Source organism: Nitrosospira sp. TNL200, assembly GCF_055386305.1.
In genome coordinates this window covers 2,786,378-2,803,321 of sequence record NZ_AP041003.1, presented here as the reverse complement: position 1 = coordinate 2,803,321, position 16,944 = coordinate 2,786,378, and the positions used below count along the sequence as shown (strand labels likewise).

The following is a 16,944-nucleotide window of genomic DNA, read 5'->3' as shown; positions in this document are numbered from 1 at the left end:
ATTTGCCGCCTTTGATCTATGAATAAACTTCAGGCTGACAGGTTATTCGCTTACACGCCTGCGGCAGCGGACCAGGGTTGCGCTCGATGTCCCGCATTCGGTCGCGAGTGCGCTGGCATGAGCTGGTGTGCGTCAGGAAGGGGCAACGATGAAAGGCAGGTGCAGGAGTGCAGGGATACGGGTTATATGGCGATCTATCTTTTCAAGCACGTTTATTTTCCAATGCATCCGTCCCGCTTTTCGGAATAGGGCATTGACAGAAGGAGCAGACAATGGGCTGGGCACCGAATTGGGTTGGGGTCAGCGGTGGTGTGACAGCACCATCCACTTCCATTACCTCGATAGCGAGGTATCCGCAGCATCTCGATATCTTTTGCGTGGGCACGGATCACGGAATCTACAGTGCGTGGTGGGATATTGCCACGGGATGGGCGAATTGGTTTCAGGTTCGGGGCGGTATCGCAGCACCAGGAACGACGATCACCGTGGTTGCCCGCAATCCGGATCACCTCGATCTTTTCGTCGTGGGCACGGATCACAAAATCTACAGTATCTGGTGGGACGCCAACGGGGGCTGGGCCAATGGGTGGTTCCGCGTCTCCAACCTAACCGCGGCGCCCGGCACTTCCGTTGCGGCCATTGCCCGAAACCCCAACCATCTGGACCTGTTCGTGGTCGGCTCGGACATGAAAATCTACAGCATCTGGTGGGATGCCAACGGGGGTTGGGCAGCGAACTGGTTTGTCGTCAGTGGCGGTGTCGCGGCAGGCGGCACGTCGATCACGGCCGTGACCCGCAACCCCAACCACATAGACCTGTTTGCGGTTGGGTCGGACCACGGCATCTACAGCACTTGGTGGGACGCCAACGGGGGCTGGGCGAACTGGTTTCAGGTGGCTGGCGGGGTCGCCGCTGCGAACAGCTCGGTTGCGGCCATCGCACGCTATCCGACCCACCTGGATCTGTTCGTCGTTGGCACGGACCATAGAATCTACAGCATCTGGTGGGATGCCAACGGGGGCTGGGCAGCGAACTGGTTCGTTGTCAGCGGCGGCGTGGCCGCGCCCGATACCTCCATCAGCGTCGTCTCGCGCTATCCCGATCACCTCGATGTCTTCGCCGTAGGCACGAACCACGGCGTATTCAGTGTCTGGTGGGACGCCGGCACCGGTTGGGGCTCCTGGTTCCAGATTGCCGGAGGCGTCGTCGCGCCACAGACTTCGATCAATGCGCTGAGCCGCTATCCCGACATACTCGACGTCTTTGTCGTTGGAACCGATTATCATGTCGATACGATCTGGTGGCTCGACCAGATCTATTTCTTCATGCAGCAGCAACAGCAGTCGAACTGGTGCTGGGCAGCGACAGGGACCAGTGTCGGCCTGTTCTATCAACCAGGAAGCGGCTGGACGCAGTGCGCGGTGGCCAATGGCGAACTCGGCCGAAACGACTGTTGCGGCGCGGGCGCATCCGGCCCCTGCAACGTCTACGGCTATCTCGACCAGGCGCTCACGGTGGTGGGTCACTTCGACCACTGGGTGGGCGGCATAGCCACCACCGCCCAGATCGAGAACGAGGTGACCTTCGCCCGTCCCCTGGGGATTCGCGTGGCCTGGTCGGGCGGCGGCGCCCACTTCCTCGTCATAAAGGGACAATACAGCGCGGGGGGTATCGACTACGTTTCCGTTGATGACCCGATCTACGGCCGCTCGGACGTCAATTACGCCACCCTCCAGACCGCCTACAAGGGATCGGGCACGTGGACCCACACTTACTACACTAAATACTGAGGAGCTTCTGATGGCCCTTATTACTCCAACCCCTCCAAAGCAGGCCGTGGACGCCGTGCATTCCACTTTCCTCGAATTGAACAGGAACCGTGCCTTCAGATCTCCGGCCTTGCGTGGTGCAACCGGGACTTTACAGCTCACCGAGCCCCATCAGGTATTCACGCTGGGGCTCACCGACCTGGCGGCGGGAAAAGGGCTCGATGCAGCCAGGCCAACCGGGTGGCGCTATCTCGTGCAGGAAGGTGACAAGGTTCTTGCCTCCGCCGAATCGGTTGCCATGGGTGCCGCAAACGAACACGTATTCTCAGCCTTCAACGAAGGCGGTTTTGTCGCATCGAGCGCGAGTGCGATCCGCGCAGTGAGGGAGGCTCCAGAGGTGGAGCAAGGTGGTTTCGAGCTGCGGCTTCTCAACGTCCCCGGACTATATGTTCTGGCCCTCTGGCTGCATGGCGCCCCGGGGAAAGGCGATCTCCTGGTGCCGCTGGCGCCCTCTCCAGTGGAAACTCCAGCAGGCAGGCCGGTTCCTGCCGCCGTACTGCTCAAGGAGCTTGCCGACAAGGCCCAGGCGCCTATCGCGGCCGCCGACCGGACTGGCGGGTAGGGCCGCTGAGCAATGCGCTCATGTTGAAGGCGAGCGCAAACCTCAAGACGCCGCCACGAATCCCGCAAGGGGTTGTGCGCAGGTTGATCCCGGTCTCGGCGATGAATCGCCGGAAGGCATGGCGGAGAGGATACAGTCCCCTCCGCTTTCAAAGCTGTTCATTTCTCAGTCTCCATCACAGGCGCACCCTCCAGTCGTCGCCGCGCACACGACGGTTGAGGCAGCGTGCCAGAAAAGACATATCGCCTTTGAAGCCAGGAGGATGGCCGTCGAAGTAACCGCCCCAATCTTTGAGAAACCGCCTTGTGTAATCGCTGATGCGGGGAAGCGACGCTCGTTTACTTATGGCTGTTCTTTTCGAGGTCATTACGTACTACGATTTCTAGACAATATCGTTATTGCAAGACATAATGATCGTATTGATCATGAAGGTTAATGAAAATCAATGATAACGGAAGTCAATGCCGTAAATTTTCGCCAGAACCTGGGAGAAATGCTCAACCAGGTCCAATATCGCAATGACAGTATCATCATTAACAAGGACGGCAAACCTGTAGCCGTTCTGGTGGATGCGGAACTGTTTGCCCGTATCCGCCGGATGCACGACCGCTTCGACGCGCTCAGCAACCGTTTGGCCCAGGGATATACAGGCGTTCCCGAGGAGGAAGGCCTGGCGGAGATTGATGCCTTGCTGGCCGAGGAACGGAAGAATCGCTAGCGCCAGCATGCGGGTGGTACTCGACACCAATGTGCTCGTATCAGGGTTGGCCTACCCAGGCAGCGTGCCTGGCAGAATCGTAGGTGCCTGGCGGCTTGGAAGCCTGGATGTTGTACTGTCGCGTCACATTCTGGATGAGATGGCGCGGATTCTCCCGCGTCTGTCCAGAGTGAAACTCAGTGCTGCTGAGATTAGAGACCTGGTAGACAGTTTCATGTTCCTGGCAGATGTAATAGAACCGGGTAACGAACCGGACCCCAACTTGCGCGACCCTGCGGATCAGCCAGTGTTGGCCACATTAACAACCGCCCAAGCACGCTATCTCATAACAGGCGGCAGGGATCTGCTGGCTTTGGCTGATCGGTATCCGATCGTATCACCGGCGGAATTCTGGAAAAAATACGGCGGTTGACATGCCTTATGCTCATGTCCTGTCACAGGCTGGGCAGGGCGAGGTGCGAAGATAACGGGAGAACACCGGATTGCCGGTGTCCCAGGCCAGGAAGCTGGCGGAATGCGGCACGACGTCACGTATACAACATTCATCCCGGCAAAGCGAAGCGGTCTTAATTTCTCGTTCTCTTGCGCCAGATAATGACTCCGGTCATGACGAAAACCAGGGGAAGCACGAGCAGGAAACCCGCGCTGATCAAGCCGAGCACTGTTTTGTTCAGGTTCAGGCTGCTATCGAGCGTGGCGCGAGGCTGGATGGCAATCAGATTTTCATCGCCGGCCAGCCAGTTCATGAGGTTGATCCCCAGATCCAGGTTTTTCCCCTGGCCAAGGTAGTCGTTGGCGAGAAAATAACCCGTGCCGACCACGGCAATGCGCTGCTCCCGTTCCTGCAGATTCCGGCTCAGGGTAACAGCGATACTGACGGGGCCCGCCACATCATACATCTTGTCGAAAGTCATTTTACCATCGAGCGCTCCGGCTTCAACCCAGCCTTCGTCCGCTACATCCACCAGCGACAGGCTTTGCCATTCGTCATTGTCATTGACAGTGATCTGGCGGGCAAAGGGAAATACCGTGGTATATTCGAAATCAACGGCGACCCGGTGCTGTCCATAATTTGCGCCTATGGCGAAGGTAATGGGCAGATTCAGCTGACGCGCCTGTGGATCGATCACCACTCCTGGCGTGAGGGTCAATGCCAATTTTTCCGCCAATGGCTGCAGGCCATGCAGAGGCTCCGAGTCGATCAACCACAGAAGATTTCCGCCGCGCGCAATATAGGCGAGAAGTTTCGCCACTTCCTCTTTCTGCAACCCGATCTGCGGGGAAGAAATAACGAGTACATCGGTTTCCGCCGGGACTTCCCAATCGACGGAAAGGTTGAGGTTCCCGACCTTGAAGCCCTTGCTTGCCAATTGTGCGCCAAAGCTGCCCAGGTCGCGGCCGGCTGCACCATCGAATTTACGTTCTCCATGCCCGGCAAGCGCTGCCACAATTTTTTTTCTTGGCCGGACCAACTGCAACAAGACATTGGTAAACGCCTGCTCGTTAACCGATGCGAGGCGTTCAAGCCTGCCATCGAAGGCGACTATCATCTCTCCGTTTGCCTGTATTCCCGCTTGCTGGGCCTGCTGGGGTTGCTCGGTGGGATCGATGAACGTGACAGTTATGTCGGACTTCGCCCGCTGGTAAAGCGACAGGAATTCGCCGATGATCTTGCGAATATTTCCCAATTGCGCATCATTAGCGGTTGCATACACGGTAACGGCCAGCGGTCCGTTCAATTCCTTCAGCACCGCCAGGCTGGCCTGGCTCAAGCTGTTGCGTGCGTTCTGGCTGACATCCCACTGGATACGGTTTTCCTGCGCCAGGTACCCCAGCAGCAATGCAAGCGATATCAACGCCACCACGAACAAACTGTGCCTTGCCTGCCATCGTCCATGGCGTTTTTTATCGGTGGTGATCATTGTCTGCCTGGTTCAACTGCCGATCCGCTCTCCATGCAGGCGATGTATCGCCAGCACCAGAAAGACGAGCACGAAAAGCATGAAATAGGCAAGATCGAACGTATCGATAATGCCGCTATTGAAACCTTGATAATGCGAAAGCGGGGAGACGTGGCCTATTGAATTCGCCGGCCCGTCTTCCGCGGCCATATCCACGACCCATAGTCCCAGCAGGATGCCCAGGGCAGCGGCTCCTGCAATAGCGGGGTGTGTGCCGAGGGTTGAAATATATAGCCCGAATGAAGCGAAGCAGGCACAGACAAGGAGAAGTCCCGCAATATTGCTCAGCAACAGGCCGAGATCGAGCACCCCTCCGGCAAGCAGCGAAACCGACATGAGCGCGACCAGGGCAACCACCAGGGAAAGGAGCATGAGAAGGCTGAGAAATTTGCCCAGGACGATCTCTGCCATGGAAACCGGGGCTGACAGTAAAAAAGTGAGCGTATGGTTGCGCCGCTCTTCCGCGATAAGGCGCGCCGCAAAAAATGGTGTGATCATGAGCAGAACCGCCGCCGCCATGGCGAATACCGGCATGATGATGGCTTCGGTTACTCCCGGGGGATTGGCGATTTTCACCAGTTGGGGCTGAATTTCCAGAAAAGCATTGAGATGCGCCAGAAAAGTCCAGGCCAGTATCACCTGAACCAGCGCTAGCACCATCCAGGCGAACGGCGAACCGAGCAGGATTTTCAGTTCCTTATGGGCAATGGTTAAAATCATGGCTGCGGGTAACGTGAATAATCGAGAGAAGAAGCAGCGGCTTCATGAATCAAGCGAGGAGTCACTGCGTAGCGGTTGAGGCGGTTCATCGAAGCGTTCAGCGAGGTGATCGGACACTTCCCGGTCCTGCGTGAAACGAACAAAAAGCTCCTCCAGGCTTTCCCCTTTCTGTTTCAGGCGTTCGATCGTCTCGCTGAAAACGATGTGTCCCTCATGCATGATCTGGATGCGATCGCACATGGTTTCAGCCTCATGCAGGATGTGGGTGGAAAGAATGACGGCTTGCTCCGCTCCCAGATCACGTATGAGGCTGCGTATCTCCCGGATCTGGTTAGGATCGAGGCCGGACGTCGGCTCATCGAGTATGACGACGTCAGGCTCATGAATGATTGCCTGAGCGATTCCAACGCGCTGCTGATAGCCTTTGGAAAGCGTGCCCAGCAGCTTGTTCCCGAGGCTGGACAGACCGCATCGCTGCTTGATCCGGTGCAAAGCGGAAGCGATATCCTTTGGAGCGACTCGATGCAGGTGTGCCGCGAACCGAAGATATTCGTCTATGGTCAATTCCCGGTAAAGGGGCGGGATCTCGGGCAGATATCCAAGATGTGCCTTGGCATCCCGCGGCCTATCAAGCAGATCTTCCCCGCAAACTTCAACCCTGCCGCAGCTCGGGGCAAGGTTTCCCGTCAACATCCGCATGAGAGTGGTCTTGCCGGCCCCGTTGGGGCCGAGAAATCCCAATACTTCCCCATGCCTCAGCTCCAGGCTGATGTCTTGCACAACCATCTTCCCGCCGAATTGGCGGGACAGGCGATGTGCAGAGAGGGCAGGCGGATGTTGTCCGGGACTGATCACGGGAGCGCTCCTCCCCGCATCGACTTCCTCCTGCGCCAATTTACGGACGAGGGTTTCATGCCATTTCCAAGATGCTGCCGGTGTTGCCATGGATAGCGAATTATTTCGCACATCGAATTCATTGTACCGCCAAAAACCCTTTTGAAGACTCTGCGGGAGCGCAATGCGCACTTGTGATAAGCGTAAAATATACCTAATATGGCGGCTTATCGTAGGTCAGCCCGCCTCTTTATTTCCTTGATAGCATTATTTTTCGAACCCTGTGTGGATTTTCCATGAATCTTAAAATTCCTGGCGCTCTGTTGCTGCTTTTTCTCGGTGCCTGCGCGCAGATTCCGACAAAGACAAATGTCGAGACGCGCAAACCGGATGAACAGAGCGACGCTCAAAAATCAAAAATACCGAATCAGGAATTGACCTCGCCGATGCTGTTCGATTTCCTGCTGGCGGAAACTGCCTTGCAGCGCGGTGATCAGGATATCGCAATCCGCACTTACCTGAAACTGGCACGAATTACCCGCGACCCGCGCGTTGCGCAACGCGCAACGGAAATTGCTCTTCAATCGCGCCAGGCGGCGCCAGCCCTGGAAGCAGCAAAGATCTGGATAGGACTGGATCCGGATTCCATTCCTGGGCGCCAGACTGTGGCGGCCTTGCTGGTGAATGCGGGGAAGCTGGAAGAGGCCAGACCTCATCTCGAAAAGTTGCTTGCCGGGGAAGGAGGCAGTGTCGGCGAAGCGTTCATGCAATTGAACAGCTTGCTGGTGCGCAGCACCAACAAAAATGCGACATTCGAACTTGTCACGCAATTGGCGGAGCCCTATTCCAATCTGCCGGAAGCCCATTTCGCCGTATCCCAGGCGGCATGGTTTGCAGATCAATTCGACGTCGCCCTGGCCGAGATGAAGCAGGCCCTGGCGCTTCGCCCGGATTGGGAAATCGCCGCGATATATCAGGGCCGGATATTGGCGCGCACCTCCGAAGCCAGCGCGCTGGCATTTTATGAGGATTATCTCAAGCGTTATCCCAAAGCCAACGATACACGCATCACGTATGCACGCTTGCTGCTTGCGGAAAGAAATTACACCAAGGCGCGCGAGCAGTTCCAGAGATTGCTTGCGGAGAATCCAGGGAATGCCGACGTGGCCGTCGCGGTGGGATTGCTGTCGATGGAATTGCGGGACTACGAGGTTGCCGAGTCCAATTTTAAAAAAGCGCTGGAGCTGGATTACAGGGATCCGGGGATGGTGCGATTTTATCTAGGCGGCGTTTATGAGAAAACCAACGATATCGATACAGCCATGGAATCGTATCGGTTGGTGACCAGTGGAGCGCAATACATTCCCGCGCAGATAAAATATGCCATTCTCTTAAGCAGGAAAGGCAAGACGGAGGAAGCGGTCCACTATCTGCAGCATCTGCCTGCGGCAAATGAGCAGCAGCAGGCCCAGTTGATCATCGCCGAAGCGCAGTTGCTGCGCGAGGCCAAGGCCTACCAGAAATCCTATCAGTTGCTTAGCAAGGGTCTCGAAAAATTACCGGATTATCCCGATTTGCTCTATGATCGCGCCCTGGCCGCGGAACGAATCGGCAAGACGGAGTCGATGGAGCGGGATTTGCGCAAGCTGATCGAGTTGAAGCCTGATCACGCACATGCTTATAACGCGCTGGGTTACGGCCTTGCCGAACATACCAACCGCCTGAAGGAGGCGCTGGAGCTTATCGAAAAGGCGATCAGGCTTTCCCCGAATGATCCCTACATCATGGATAGCCTGGGATGGGTGCATTACCGCCTGGGTAACTTCAACCAGGGCCTGAGCTATCTCAGACAGGCATTCAGCATGAATCCTGATCCGGAAATTGCAGCCCATCTGGGAGAAGTGCTATGGATGCAGGGAGTAACGGATGAGGCGAAGGAAATCTGGCAGGCAGCACTCAAGGATCATCCGGGGAATGAAGCGCTGCTGAGCACCATGAAGCGATTCATCAAGTAGGCGTGGCGCAGCACACGCAGAGGCAGCATGTCTGGCCGGCTGGCATAAAATGGCTGCGATACGAAGCGCTTCTGCGCCTCTGTCACGAAAACCGGTGGATACTTCGAAGGCGCTATCTCGTCATTTTATGCATTCTGCCTTTTTTCGGCTGTGCCTCTCTTGTGCCGCAAAATGCCAGCGTGCATACCATAGCCGCCGAACCGGGGGGAGGCCTTAGCTCGGAAGCACTACCGAGCTTCGGGCTGAGCGGGAGAATTGCGGTCAAAGGGAGCAAGGAAAGTTTCTCCGGGGGAGTCCAGTGGCATCATGCGGAAGGCCGCGACGACATTCTGCTGCTTTCGCCGCTAGGGCAGGCGCTGGCCCAGCTCGAGCGCACTACCGAAGGCGTGTACCTGACGACTGCCGAGCGGGAAAATTATTATGCATCCGACGTGGAAAGCCTGACCGAACAGGTTCTGGGATGGCGTCTGCCGATCATGGGGCTGCAGTACTGGGTGCAGGGCAAAAATTCGCCGTTGACTTCTTCCGCCATCGATCTCGACGATGAGGGCCGCGTGGCAGCAATCAGGCAGGACGGGTGGGAGATCGTTTATTCGAGCTATTTCCCTGCGGAACCGGCTCTAGCTGCAACCCCGCAGGGCGCGCGCGTCAGGCTGTTGCAACTAAAGCGTAGCGGGTTGCAGATAAGGCTCGTAGTGGATAGATGGGATTCGGTCGATACTGATGGGATGCTTGATTGACAACTCAGCTTGCATGCGTTGCCCCTGCGAAACTCAACCTCTTTCTGCATGTTGTGGGACGCAGGGCGGACGGCTATCACCTGCTGCAAACGGTTTTCCGTTTCATCGATTTTTCGGACCGGCTTCATTTTTCTCTACGCGACGACGGTAATATCAAATTGCGCTCGCTGTTGCCCGGCGTGCCCGAGGAAACAGACTTGTGCGTTCGTGCAGCAAGATTATTGCAGCAGAAAAGCGGTGTCGATCTGGGTGTGGAAATTGCATTGGAAAAGCGCATTCCCATGGGCGGCGGCCTGGGCGGCGGCAGTTCCGATGCGGCTACCACGCTGCTGGCGTTGAACCGCTTATGGGGGATTGGCTGGAAAAGAGACCAGTTATTGAAACTTGGACCCGAGCTCGGCGCAGATGTGCCGGTGTTCATTTTCGGTGAAAGCGCCTTTGCCGAAGGCATAGGCGAAGAACTATCGCCTATTGCCTTGCCAGCCGCCTGGTATCTGGTCCTTATACCGCCCGTAAGCGTTTCCACGGCACAGGTTTTTACCAGTAAGGAATTGACACGAAACACGATTCCTATCAAAATACCGCCCTTTTCCGTCGAGCATGGCCATAATGACCTGGAGCTCGTGGTATGCCGGAGATATCCGGAGGTGGCAAGTTATCTGGAATGGCTCAGGCGGCTCGATAATTGCCGGAAGGCAGCGATGACGGGCTCCGGTGCTTGCGTTTTTGCGGAATTCGCCACAGAATCGGAAGCGCGGGCAGCATTGGTCCGGCTTCCGGCCGGCATGGAAGGGTTTGTAGCGCAAGGGCTGGATCGTCATCCCATGCATGATTTCGTTGAACAGTAAATTTGGGGAGTCGCCAAGCGGTAAGGCACCGGATTTTGATTCCGGCATTCGTAGGTTCGATCCCTACCTCCCCAGCCAGTTTTTAGCCGGAACGCCTCCAGCACTCGATTGCGGCCGGATTGACAAGGCAGAGGCCTGGTAAGGCGGGAGCAGGTCGCGGCAAAGTTGGCCGGAGGGTCCAGCCCGGTCCGTGATCCGAGGAACAGCCGCCATTGTATGTGTCATCATGAATAACACTGCCAGAGAGCAGTCCCGGTTTTTCAGCGGCAACTCTCCGGCGAACCACAGTCACCATGGCCTACGATAGCTTGATGGTTTTTACCGGCAACGCCAACCCCAGGCTTGCCCAGGATGTCGTAAGGCACTTGAGTATCAGTATCGGAAGGGCGGTCGTAGGCCGTTTCAGCGATGGCGAAGTGATGGTGGAGATCCTTGAGAATGTCAGGGGAAAGGACGTGTTTGTCCTGCAATCCACCTCCATGCCGACGAACGATAACCTGATGGAGTTGCTGGTGCTGGTGGATGCGCTCAAGCGAGCTTCCGCCGGGCGAATCACGGCTGCGATGCCTTACTTCGGCTATGCCCGCCAGGACAGAAGACCGCGCTCGGCGCGTGTGCCGATCACGGCAAAGCTGGTCGCAAATATGCTGGCTATCGTCGGGGTAGACCGTTTGCTGACCATGGATCTGCATTCAGACCAGATCCAGGGTTTTTTCGACATCCCCGTGGACAACATCTATAGCATGCCCATCCTCCTGGGTCATCTATGGAAAAATGATTACCAGAAGCTCGTGGTCGTCTCACCGGACGTGGGAGGCGTGGTCCGGGCGCGGCAGATGGCGAAGCGGCTGGAATGTGACCTGGCGATCATAGACAAGCGCCGCCCCAAGGCCAATGTGGCAAAGGTGATGAACATCATCGGCGAGGTGGAGGGACGCACTTGCGTTATCATGGATGACATGGTGGATACCGCCAATACGTTGTGTGAAGCAGCCCGTGCCTTGAAAGAGCAGGGAGCGGCGAGTGTCATGGCTTATTGCACCCATCCCGTGCTATCCGGCAAGGCGGTGGAGCGTATCGCGGATTCCGCGCTGGACAAGCTGGTGGTTACCGACACCATTCCTCTCAGGGAAAACGCCAAGGCCTGCGCTCGCATTCATCAGGTGAGTGTTGCAAGCCTTCTCGCGGAAACGATGTTGAGAATCAGCAACGAGGATTCGGTGAGCTCCTTGTTCATGGAATAAGGAAAAGCGAATCTCAAGCGGGAAGCGGCGGCAACAGGCGATACCCTGATGGGGTGGGCAGGCGCAACGGCCAGGCCATTCCATGGCGGTTTTTGCCTCATCACTACAGATAGTGCAGGCATCATGGACAGAAAATTTTTTTAACCGGGCATCTGGTCGCGGAGCCCAAACTTTGGAGTAAATAATGCAAATCGAAATCAGCGCCAAAAAGCGCACGTTGCAGGGCAAGGGTGCGAGCCGCCGCCTGCGTGGTTCAGGCACTGTGCCGGGAATCATCTATGGCGGAGAAGGACCAGCGCAGCCTATCGAGCTGGACCATAACAACCTGTACCATAAGCTCAAGCTGGAAGCCTTTCATGCCTCCATCCTTTCGATGGATGTGGAGGGCCAGAAGGAACCCGTTTTGCTGCGCGATGTGCAAATGCATCCGTTCAAGCTGCAAGTGCTGCATATCGACTTTCAGCGGGTTGACCGGAGGAAGAAAATACACATGAAGGTGCCGCTGCATTTCATCAATGCGGACGTTGCGCCAGGAGTGAAGCTTTCGGGCGGTATCGTCAGCCATGTGTTGACCGAGCTGGATGTTTCCTGCCTGCCCAAGGATCTGCCGGAGTTCATTTCTGTGGACCTGGTCGATCTTGCCGCCGGGAATACGATTCACTTGAGCAATTTGCAGCTCCCCCCTGGCGTGGAGATTCCATTCCTTGCCAAGGGTGACGATTTGCCTGTGGCAACGATCATCATACCCAGAGCAGTGGCTGCCGAAGAAGCCGCCGCCGTGGCTGCCGCGGAGGTTCCTACCACTGTGCAGAAGAAGGAAGGAACAGCGAAGGAAGGCGAAAAGAAAGACGCCGGAAAGAAAAAATAATCTTGCGTTTTCAACTGGCCCGCCGGGTAATGTCAACTCCGGTGGGCTCTTCTTTTTTGCGGCGTCTCTTCTTTTCATTATTCGATGAAGCTTATCGTAGGTCTCGGCAATCCAGGCAGGCAATATGAGGCGACGCGCCATAATGCCGGCGCGTGGTGGATTGCCCGGCTTGCCGATGAATTGGGCGTCACCTTGAGAGCGGAAGCGCGATTTCACGGATTGTGCGCACGTATCGGTCAGGGTGAGGCGGAGTTTTGGCTGCTCAGTCCGCAGACCTACATGAATGCCAGCGGAAGATCCGTAGGCGCGTTGTGCCAGTTTTACAAGATTCCGCCCGAGCAGGTTCTTGTGATCCATGATGAACTGGATTTGCCGCCAGGCAGCACCAAGCTAAAGTTGGATGGCGGGTTGGGCGGCCATAACGGATTGAAGGATATCGCCGCCCGGCTAGGCACAAAAAATTTCTGGCGCCTGCGTATCGGCATCGGGCATCCCGGCGATAAAAATGCCGTGGTCAACTACGTATTGCAGCCTCCGCGCAAGGAAGAAGCCCTGTTGATCGATGAAGCCATGCAGCGAAGCCTGGAAGTCTGGCCTCTGATTGCGAAGGGCAATTGCGAGGCGGCGATGCTGAAACTGCATACCAAAACTACAGCGGACTGAACCGATCTCGCATCGATCGAGCTATTGGTCTGGCGAGAAAATTGTATGATCGTCATACCTGCGCAAGCAGGTATCCAGCAAGGCCGACCTACAGCTACTTGTGCGGGACAGGTATAGTCCTGTTTTCCTTATGTCCAGTCCGCTTGCTACTTTCGAAGGATAACCATGAGCCTTAAATGCGGTATTGTCGGCCTGCCCAATGTCGGCAAATCCACGCTTTTCAATGCCCTGACCAAGGCTGGCATCGCAGCCGAAAATTATCCCTTCTGCACCATCGAGCCCAATATCGGCATAGTGGAAGTGCCGGACCAGCGCTTGTTGCGCCTGAGCGAGATCGTGAAGCCGCAAAAAGTCCAGGCGGCAACCGTTGAGTTTGTCGATATCGCCGGGCTGGTCGCCGGGGCTTCGAAGGGCGAGGGGCTGGGCAACAAATTCCTTGCCACCATTCGCGAAACCGATGGCATCGTCAATATGGTCCGCTGCTTCGCCGATGACAACGTGGTGCACGTCAGCGGCAAGGTGAATCCGGTTTCCGATATCGAAACCATACAGATAGAGCTGGCGCTTGCTGACCTGGCGACAGTGGAGAAGGCGATTCATCGGGAAACCAAGCTGGCGAGATCAGGGGACAAGGAGGCGGCCAAGCTTGTCGCGCTGCTGGAAAATGTCCGCGCCTGGCTCGATCAGGGCAAGCCTGTCAGGAGCATGGGGTTGGACAGGGAACAGCAGCAATTGCTGAAACCGCTATGCCTGCTGACTGCCAAGCCGGCAATCTATGTTGCCAACGTGGATGAAAAAGGTTTTGCCGGCAATCCGCTGCTCGCCGCGGTGCAGGAACATGCCGCGCGCGAAAATGCGCCTGTCGTGGCAATCTGTGCCTCCCTGGAGGCAGAAATCGCCGAGCTGCCGGATGAGGACAAGCAGATTTTTCTTGCCGACCTGAACCTGGAAGAACCGGGCCTGAACCGTCTGGTCCGGGCAGCCTATGAGCTGCTAGGGTTGCAAACTTACTTTACCGCGGGGGTAAAGGAAGTGCGCGCCTGGACCATATCGAAAGGGGACACCGCGCCCCAGGCCGCAGCCGTGATCCATACCGATTTCGAGAAAGGCTTCATTCGCGCCGAAGTCATTTCGTATGATGATTTCATCGCCTGCAAGGGCGAGCAGGGCGCGAAGGAGGCGGGGAAGATGCGGCTGGAAGGCAAGGAGTATGTAGTCAAGGATGGGGATGTGATGCATTTTCGGTTTAATGTTTGATTCTTCGGATTTTGGCCCATATTCTGGCGGAAGAACACTCGCTAAAATCCAAGTGATATACGGATAAATAATGGTCTCGACAAGAAATACGAAAAGGACGGGAGCAACCGAGGACCGGCCCGCGTCTGAGCTGATCGACGAAAGGATCGCCGAGCTTGGGGACTGGCACGGGGAGACCTTGGGCAGGATGCGCAAGCTCATCAAAGAGGCTGATCCGGACGTCGTGGAGGAATGGAAGTGGATGGGCACTCCCGTATGGTCGCACGATGGGATCATTTGCACTGGCGAGTCATACCAGTCGATAGTGAAGCTGACTTTCTCCAAGGGAGCCTCATTGGAGGACCCTGCCAGGCTTTTCAACTCGAGCCTCGATGGAAAGGTAAGGCGCGCGATTGATATTCATAAGGGAGAGGAGGTCGACCCAGATGCGTTCAAGGCGCTTATCCTCGCCGCGGTTGCCCTCAATACATCCACCAGAAAGGCAAGGATGAGGCAAGCGAGGTAGGCATGGGATGCGGTCTTGCACCCATCCTTGTGCCTCGGACATCTGCAGTCAAGAGGTCGCCGCTTTCTTGCAACCCGTTCATACGGTTCCAGCCATGGCAGCACTATTCCATTTCCATACCCGGCCCTCGGATGAGGTGCATGCTTGATAAGGCAAAGACACTCGCCGGTCAATATTATTCAGGCATAGGCGCTGCTATGGCTTTCGTGTGTAAACGATCTCCATCATCTTCATTTCCTTACCGCCATGATGGGTCCCGAACATATCAAATGTCTGAGTATTGCTATCGATAATCTTCCAGATAGCGCGGTGGGTCATATGTCCTCCGCCTGGTTCGGCATGTTGTCCCTTCAACGTGATGGTCTTGTCATTGGCGCTCGCCGTACCTTCCATGATGAAGATACTGGTGCCCATGGTACTCATCCAGGTTGTGACATAGCGCTTGAGAAGATTGTCGTAGCCGATTAGCTCAAGTCCGGAGAAGGCCTGTCCCATCATTTGGCCGCTGTATTCCTGCTGAAGAAAACGTCCATCCAGCCGCATTTTCATTTCTGCAGAACCGGTGGACTCCACAGCCGGTTTACCGGGTTCCATCCATTCTTTCGTTTTGGTGGTCCAGCTTCCCGCAAGGCTGGCTAACAGCTTATGGGGTTCTCCGGGGGTGGCCAGTTTCTTGTAGAGTTCCATCGCAGCCTGCGGGTCCATGGGTTGCGCTGCCTTGTTATCCTGTGCAAAGGCAACCGATGTCATCAGCATGCAGAGTGTGGCTAGGGTAAATTGTATGGTACGCATGGAATCCTCCTTGTATATTGAAGCGGTTGGTGCACCAATTACGTTTGCTACTTTTTTCACGCATGGCCGTAAAGTAGCTTAGAGGGAAAGCCGCCATAAGATATCTTATTACTATAATCCAGGACATTCCGTTCGGTTTCATACGGAACAACCCAGGTTATTTCCTTATGTAGAACTGGGCAGCGGAAGGTTGGAGGTGGTGCTCCGTATGGATGAGTGGAATGAGTGTGTGAGGTTGCGTACTCCCGCCGACTTGTAGTCAGTCGCTCGGTACGAAATCATAGTTTCCTTTCTGTATGAGCAAATAGGACGACGGTTCTTTTTCTGAATTAATCAGCTTATGGATTATCCTGGGAGGAATTGGGTGAATCTGCCCAGGCGACAGGGAGACCCTTGTCTTTTGTAAACCATACTGCAAAACAATATTGCCAGACAGGCAAACAATGTTCTCGGCAACATGAGTGTGATGATGCTAAGGTGACTCCTCTCCGGCCGACATGGTAATAATGGCTACTCTTGCATCGTCGGTAAAAATGAGGTCTGACCTCTCCATTTGCTCATTCCCTTATGCGCCAGTCCGAGATTCTGGTGCCGGATGAGTGCATGCCATACCGCAACTCCTTGGCAAAATATGCCGTCGCCTTTTTAGAGCACGAGGCGGAGAATTTGCCGCACTGGTCATGCCTTTCGCGCGAGTCCCGCCCTATTCTACATTTAGCTTAAACCCTTTGGTTATTAAGGAATTGCTAATAGTTTTTCTTAGCATGAAACCAGTGTTTCCCCAATATTTTCATTTGAAAGTTTAAGATATAAGCAGGTTTCCAGGTAAATGCATATACATGATTGAAGTTGCGGATCGCGTCCAATCAACAGTCGGGATAGCGATAAATCGGGTAATGCGTTTTGCAAGACAAGAGAGTAGTGAATCATGTTCAAACTGAGACCGATAAAAGATATGAAGATGCCTGCTCATCTATACAGCAAGACAATTCTTCTCGTTGCCTTTGCTGCAATTTCCGGCGTGGTCCACGCACAGGAAGACCATGGAAAAAAGGCGGAAGAGCACTTGGAAATGGCCTTGAAGAGCGGGAAGGCGGGCGACGCGAAAGGCGTGATCAGCCACACCGAAGAAGCCAGGAAAGAGCTTATTGACGATAACGAAGAGCATCCTTATACCCATCTTCATAAACCAATCTACGGAGAGCACCAGAAGGCGGAGCGCGACGAAGAAATTTTCGAGGAAATGGATAAGGCCATTGATGAAGCCAGGGAGGGACATACCCAGGAAGCGGTGGAGGCTGTGGAGCGGGCTTCAAGGCATCTGCGGGAAAAAGAAGAGGCGAAGTGAGGAAGAAGGAAAAAAACCGGGATCGAAGAAGAGCATAGGC

17 protein-coding genes, 1 tRNA gene and 1 pseudogene are annotated in these 16,944 nt (G+C 55.5%); 14 read left to right on the top strand and 5 right to left on the bottom strand.

The annotated features are described in order from the left end of the window. Positions 1-272: 272 nt before the first annotated feature. The 4 genes from ACZ5CE_RS12685 to ACZ5CE_RS12670 all read left to right on the top strand — a co-directional run bounded on the left by ACZ5CE_RS12685 (position 273) and on the right by ACZ5CE_RS12670 (position 3,521). Positions 273-1,790, top strand: coding sequence for a DUF8189 domain-containing protein (locus tag ACZ5CE_RS12685; RefSeq protein ID WP_464575274.1), 1,518 nt, complete (start codon positions 273-275; stop codon positions 1,788-1,790). A 10-nt stretch (positions 1,791-1,800) separates the two neighbouring features. Continuing rightward, a complete protein-coding gene (locus ACZ5CE_RS12680; RefSeq protein WP_464575273.1) occupies positions 1,801-2,391 on the top strand; it encodes a hypothetical protein in 591 nt (196 codons plus the stop codon). Between the two features lie 445 nt (positions 2,392-2,836). Further along, complete coding sequence (locus ACZ5CE_RS12675; protein ID WP_464575272.1) at positions 2,837-3,109, top strand: type II toxin-antitoxin system Phd/YefM family antitoxin; 273 nt, start codon at positions 2,837-2,839, stop codon at positions 3,107-3,109. Further along, the gene (locus ACZ5CE_RS12670) at positions 3,075-3,521 is read left to right on the top strand and encodes a putative toxin-antitoxin system toxin component, PIN family (RefSeq protein ID WP_464575271.1); all 447 of its coding nucleotides are present in this window, start codon (positions 3,075-3,077) and stop codon (positions 3,519-3,521) included. Before ACZ5CE_RS12675 ends, ACZ5CE_RS12670 begins: the two co-directional genes overlap by 35 nt. A 154-nt stretch (positions 3,522-3,675) precedes the next feature. Here the strand turns inward: ACZ5CE_RS12670 and ACZ5CE_RS12665 are convergent, their stop codons facing one another. The 3 genes from ACZ5CE_RS12665 to ACZ5CE_RS12655 are packed head-to-tail and all read right to left on the bottom strand — an operon-like array spanning position 3,676 to position 6,576. Then, positions 3,676-5,031: a GldG family protein gene (locus tag ACZ5CE_RS12665; protein WP_464575270.1), complete on the bottom strand. Its 1,356-nt coding sequence runs from the start codon at positions 5,029-5,031 to the stop codon at positions 3,676-3,678. Positions 5,032-5,043: 12 nt separating this feature from the next. Then, positions 5,044-5,790, bottom strand: a complete 747-nt coding sequence (locus ACZ5CE_RS12660) for an ABC transporter permease (RefSeq protein ID WP_464575269.1) — start codon at positions 5,788-5,790, stop codon at positions 5,044-5,046. A gap of 42 nt (positions 5,791-5,832) precedes the next feature. Next, positions 5,833-6,576 (bottom strand): ABC transporter ATP-binding protein, encoded by a 744-nt coding sequence (locus ACZ5CE_RS12655; protein ID WP_464577514.1) that lies wholly within the window; start codon positions 6,574-6,576, stop codon positions 5,833-5,835. A gap of 344 nt (positions 6,577-6,920) precedes the next feature. On the opposite strand from ACZ5CE_RS12655, the gene ACZ5CE_RS12650 reads away from it, so the two are divergent. The 9 genes from ACZ5CE_RS12650 to ACZ5CE_RS12610 all read left to right on the top strand — a co-directional run bounded on the left by ACZ5CE_RS12650 (position 6,921) and on the right by ACZ5CE_RS12610 (position 14,764). Then, complete coding sequence (locus tag ACZ5CE_RS12650) at positions 6,921-8,639, top strand: tetratricopeptide repeat protein (RefSeq protein WP_464575268.1); 1,719 nt, start codon at positions 6,921-6,923, stop codon at positions 8,637-8,639. A 2-nt stretch (positions 8,640-8,641) separates the two neighbouring features. After that, positions 8,642-9,379, top strand: coding sequence for a lipoprotein insertase outer membrane protein LolB (gene lolB / locus ACZ5CE_RS12645; protein WP_464575267.1), 738 nt, complete (start codon positions 8,642-8,644; stop codon positions 9,377-9,379). Next, positions 9,376-10,227: a 4-(cytidine 5'-diphospho)-2-C-methyl-D-erythritol kinase gene (gene ispE, locus ACZ5CE_RS12640; protein WP_464575266.1), complete on the top strand. Its 852-nt coding sequence runs from the start codon at positions 9,376-9,378 to the stop codon at positions 10,225-10,227. Before lolB ends, ispE begins: the two co-directional genes overlap by 4 nt. Positions 10,228-10,230: 3 nt before the next feature. Next, a tRNA-Gln gene (locus ACZ5CE_RS12635) sits at positions 10,231-10,305 on the top strand. Between the two features lie 215 nt (positions 10,306-10,520). Further along, the gene (locus tag ACZ5CE_RS12630) at positions 10,521-11,471 is read left to right on the top strand and encodes a ribose-phosphate pyrophosphokinase (RefSeq protein ID WP_464575265.1); all 951 of its coding nucleotides are present in this window, start codon (positions 10,521-10,523) and stop codon (positions 11,469-11,471) included. 184 nt (positions 11,472-11,655) lie between these two features. Beyond that, complete coding sequence (locus tag ACZ5CE_RS12625) at positions 11,656-12,339, top strand: 50S ribosomal protein L25/general stress protein Ctc (RefSeq protein ID WP_464575264.1); 684 nt, start codon at positions 11,656-11,658, stop codon at positions 12,337-12,339. Positions 12,340-12,423: 84 nt separating this feature from the next. Next, positions 12,424-13,002, top strand: coding sequence for an aminoacyl-tRNA hydrolase (gene pth, locus ACZ5CE_RS12620; protein WP_464575263.1), 579 nt, complete (start codon positions 12,424-12,426; stop codon positions 13,000-13,002). Between the two features lie 165 nt (positions 13,003-13,167). After that, positions 13,168-14,259 (top strand): redox-regulated ATPase YchF, encoded by a 1,092-nt coding sequence (gene ychF, locus ACZ5CE_RS12615; RefSeq protein ID WP_464575262.1) that lies wholly within the window; start codon positions 13,168-13,170, stop codon positions 14,257-14,259. Positions 14,260-14,329: 70 nt separating this feature from the next. Further along, complete coding sequence (locus ACZ5CE_RS12610; protein ID WP_464575261.1) at positions 14,330-14,764, top strand: DUF1801 domain-containing protein; 435 nt, start codon at positions 14,330-14,332, stop codon at positions 14,762-14,764. A gap of 195 nt (positions 14,765-14,959) precedes the next feature. On the opposite strand, the gene ACZ5CE_RS12605 is transcribed toward ACZ5CE_RS12610, so the two are convergent. Together ACZ5CE_RS12605 and ACZ5CE_RS12600 are read right to left on the bottom strand one after the other, a co-directional pair. Then, on the bottom strand, positions 14,960-15,556 hold the full coding sequence (locus ACZ5CE_RS12605; RefSeq protein WP_464575260.1) for a DUF1579 domain-containing protein: 597 nt from the start codon (positions 15,554-15,556) through the stop codon (positions 14,960-14,962). Between the two features lie 259 nt (positions 15,557-15,815). Then, positions 15,816-16,016, bottom strand: a pseudogene (locus ACZ5CE_RS12600) (cupin domain-containing protein); the annotation flags it as partial. Between the two features lie 468 nt (positions 16,017-16,484). Here ACZ5CE_RS12600 and smbP point away from each other — a divergent pair. Continuing rightward, entirely contained in the window at positions 16,485-16,904 is a 420-nt protein-coding gene (gene smbP, locus ACZ5CE_RS12595) for a small metal-binding protein SmbP (RefSeq protein WP_464575259.1), read from the top strand. The last annotated feature ends 40 nt before the right edge of the window (positions 16,905-16,944 follow it).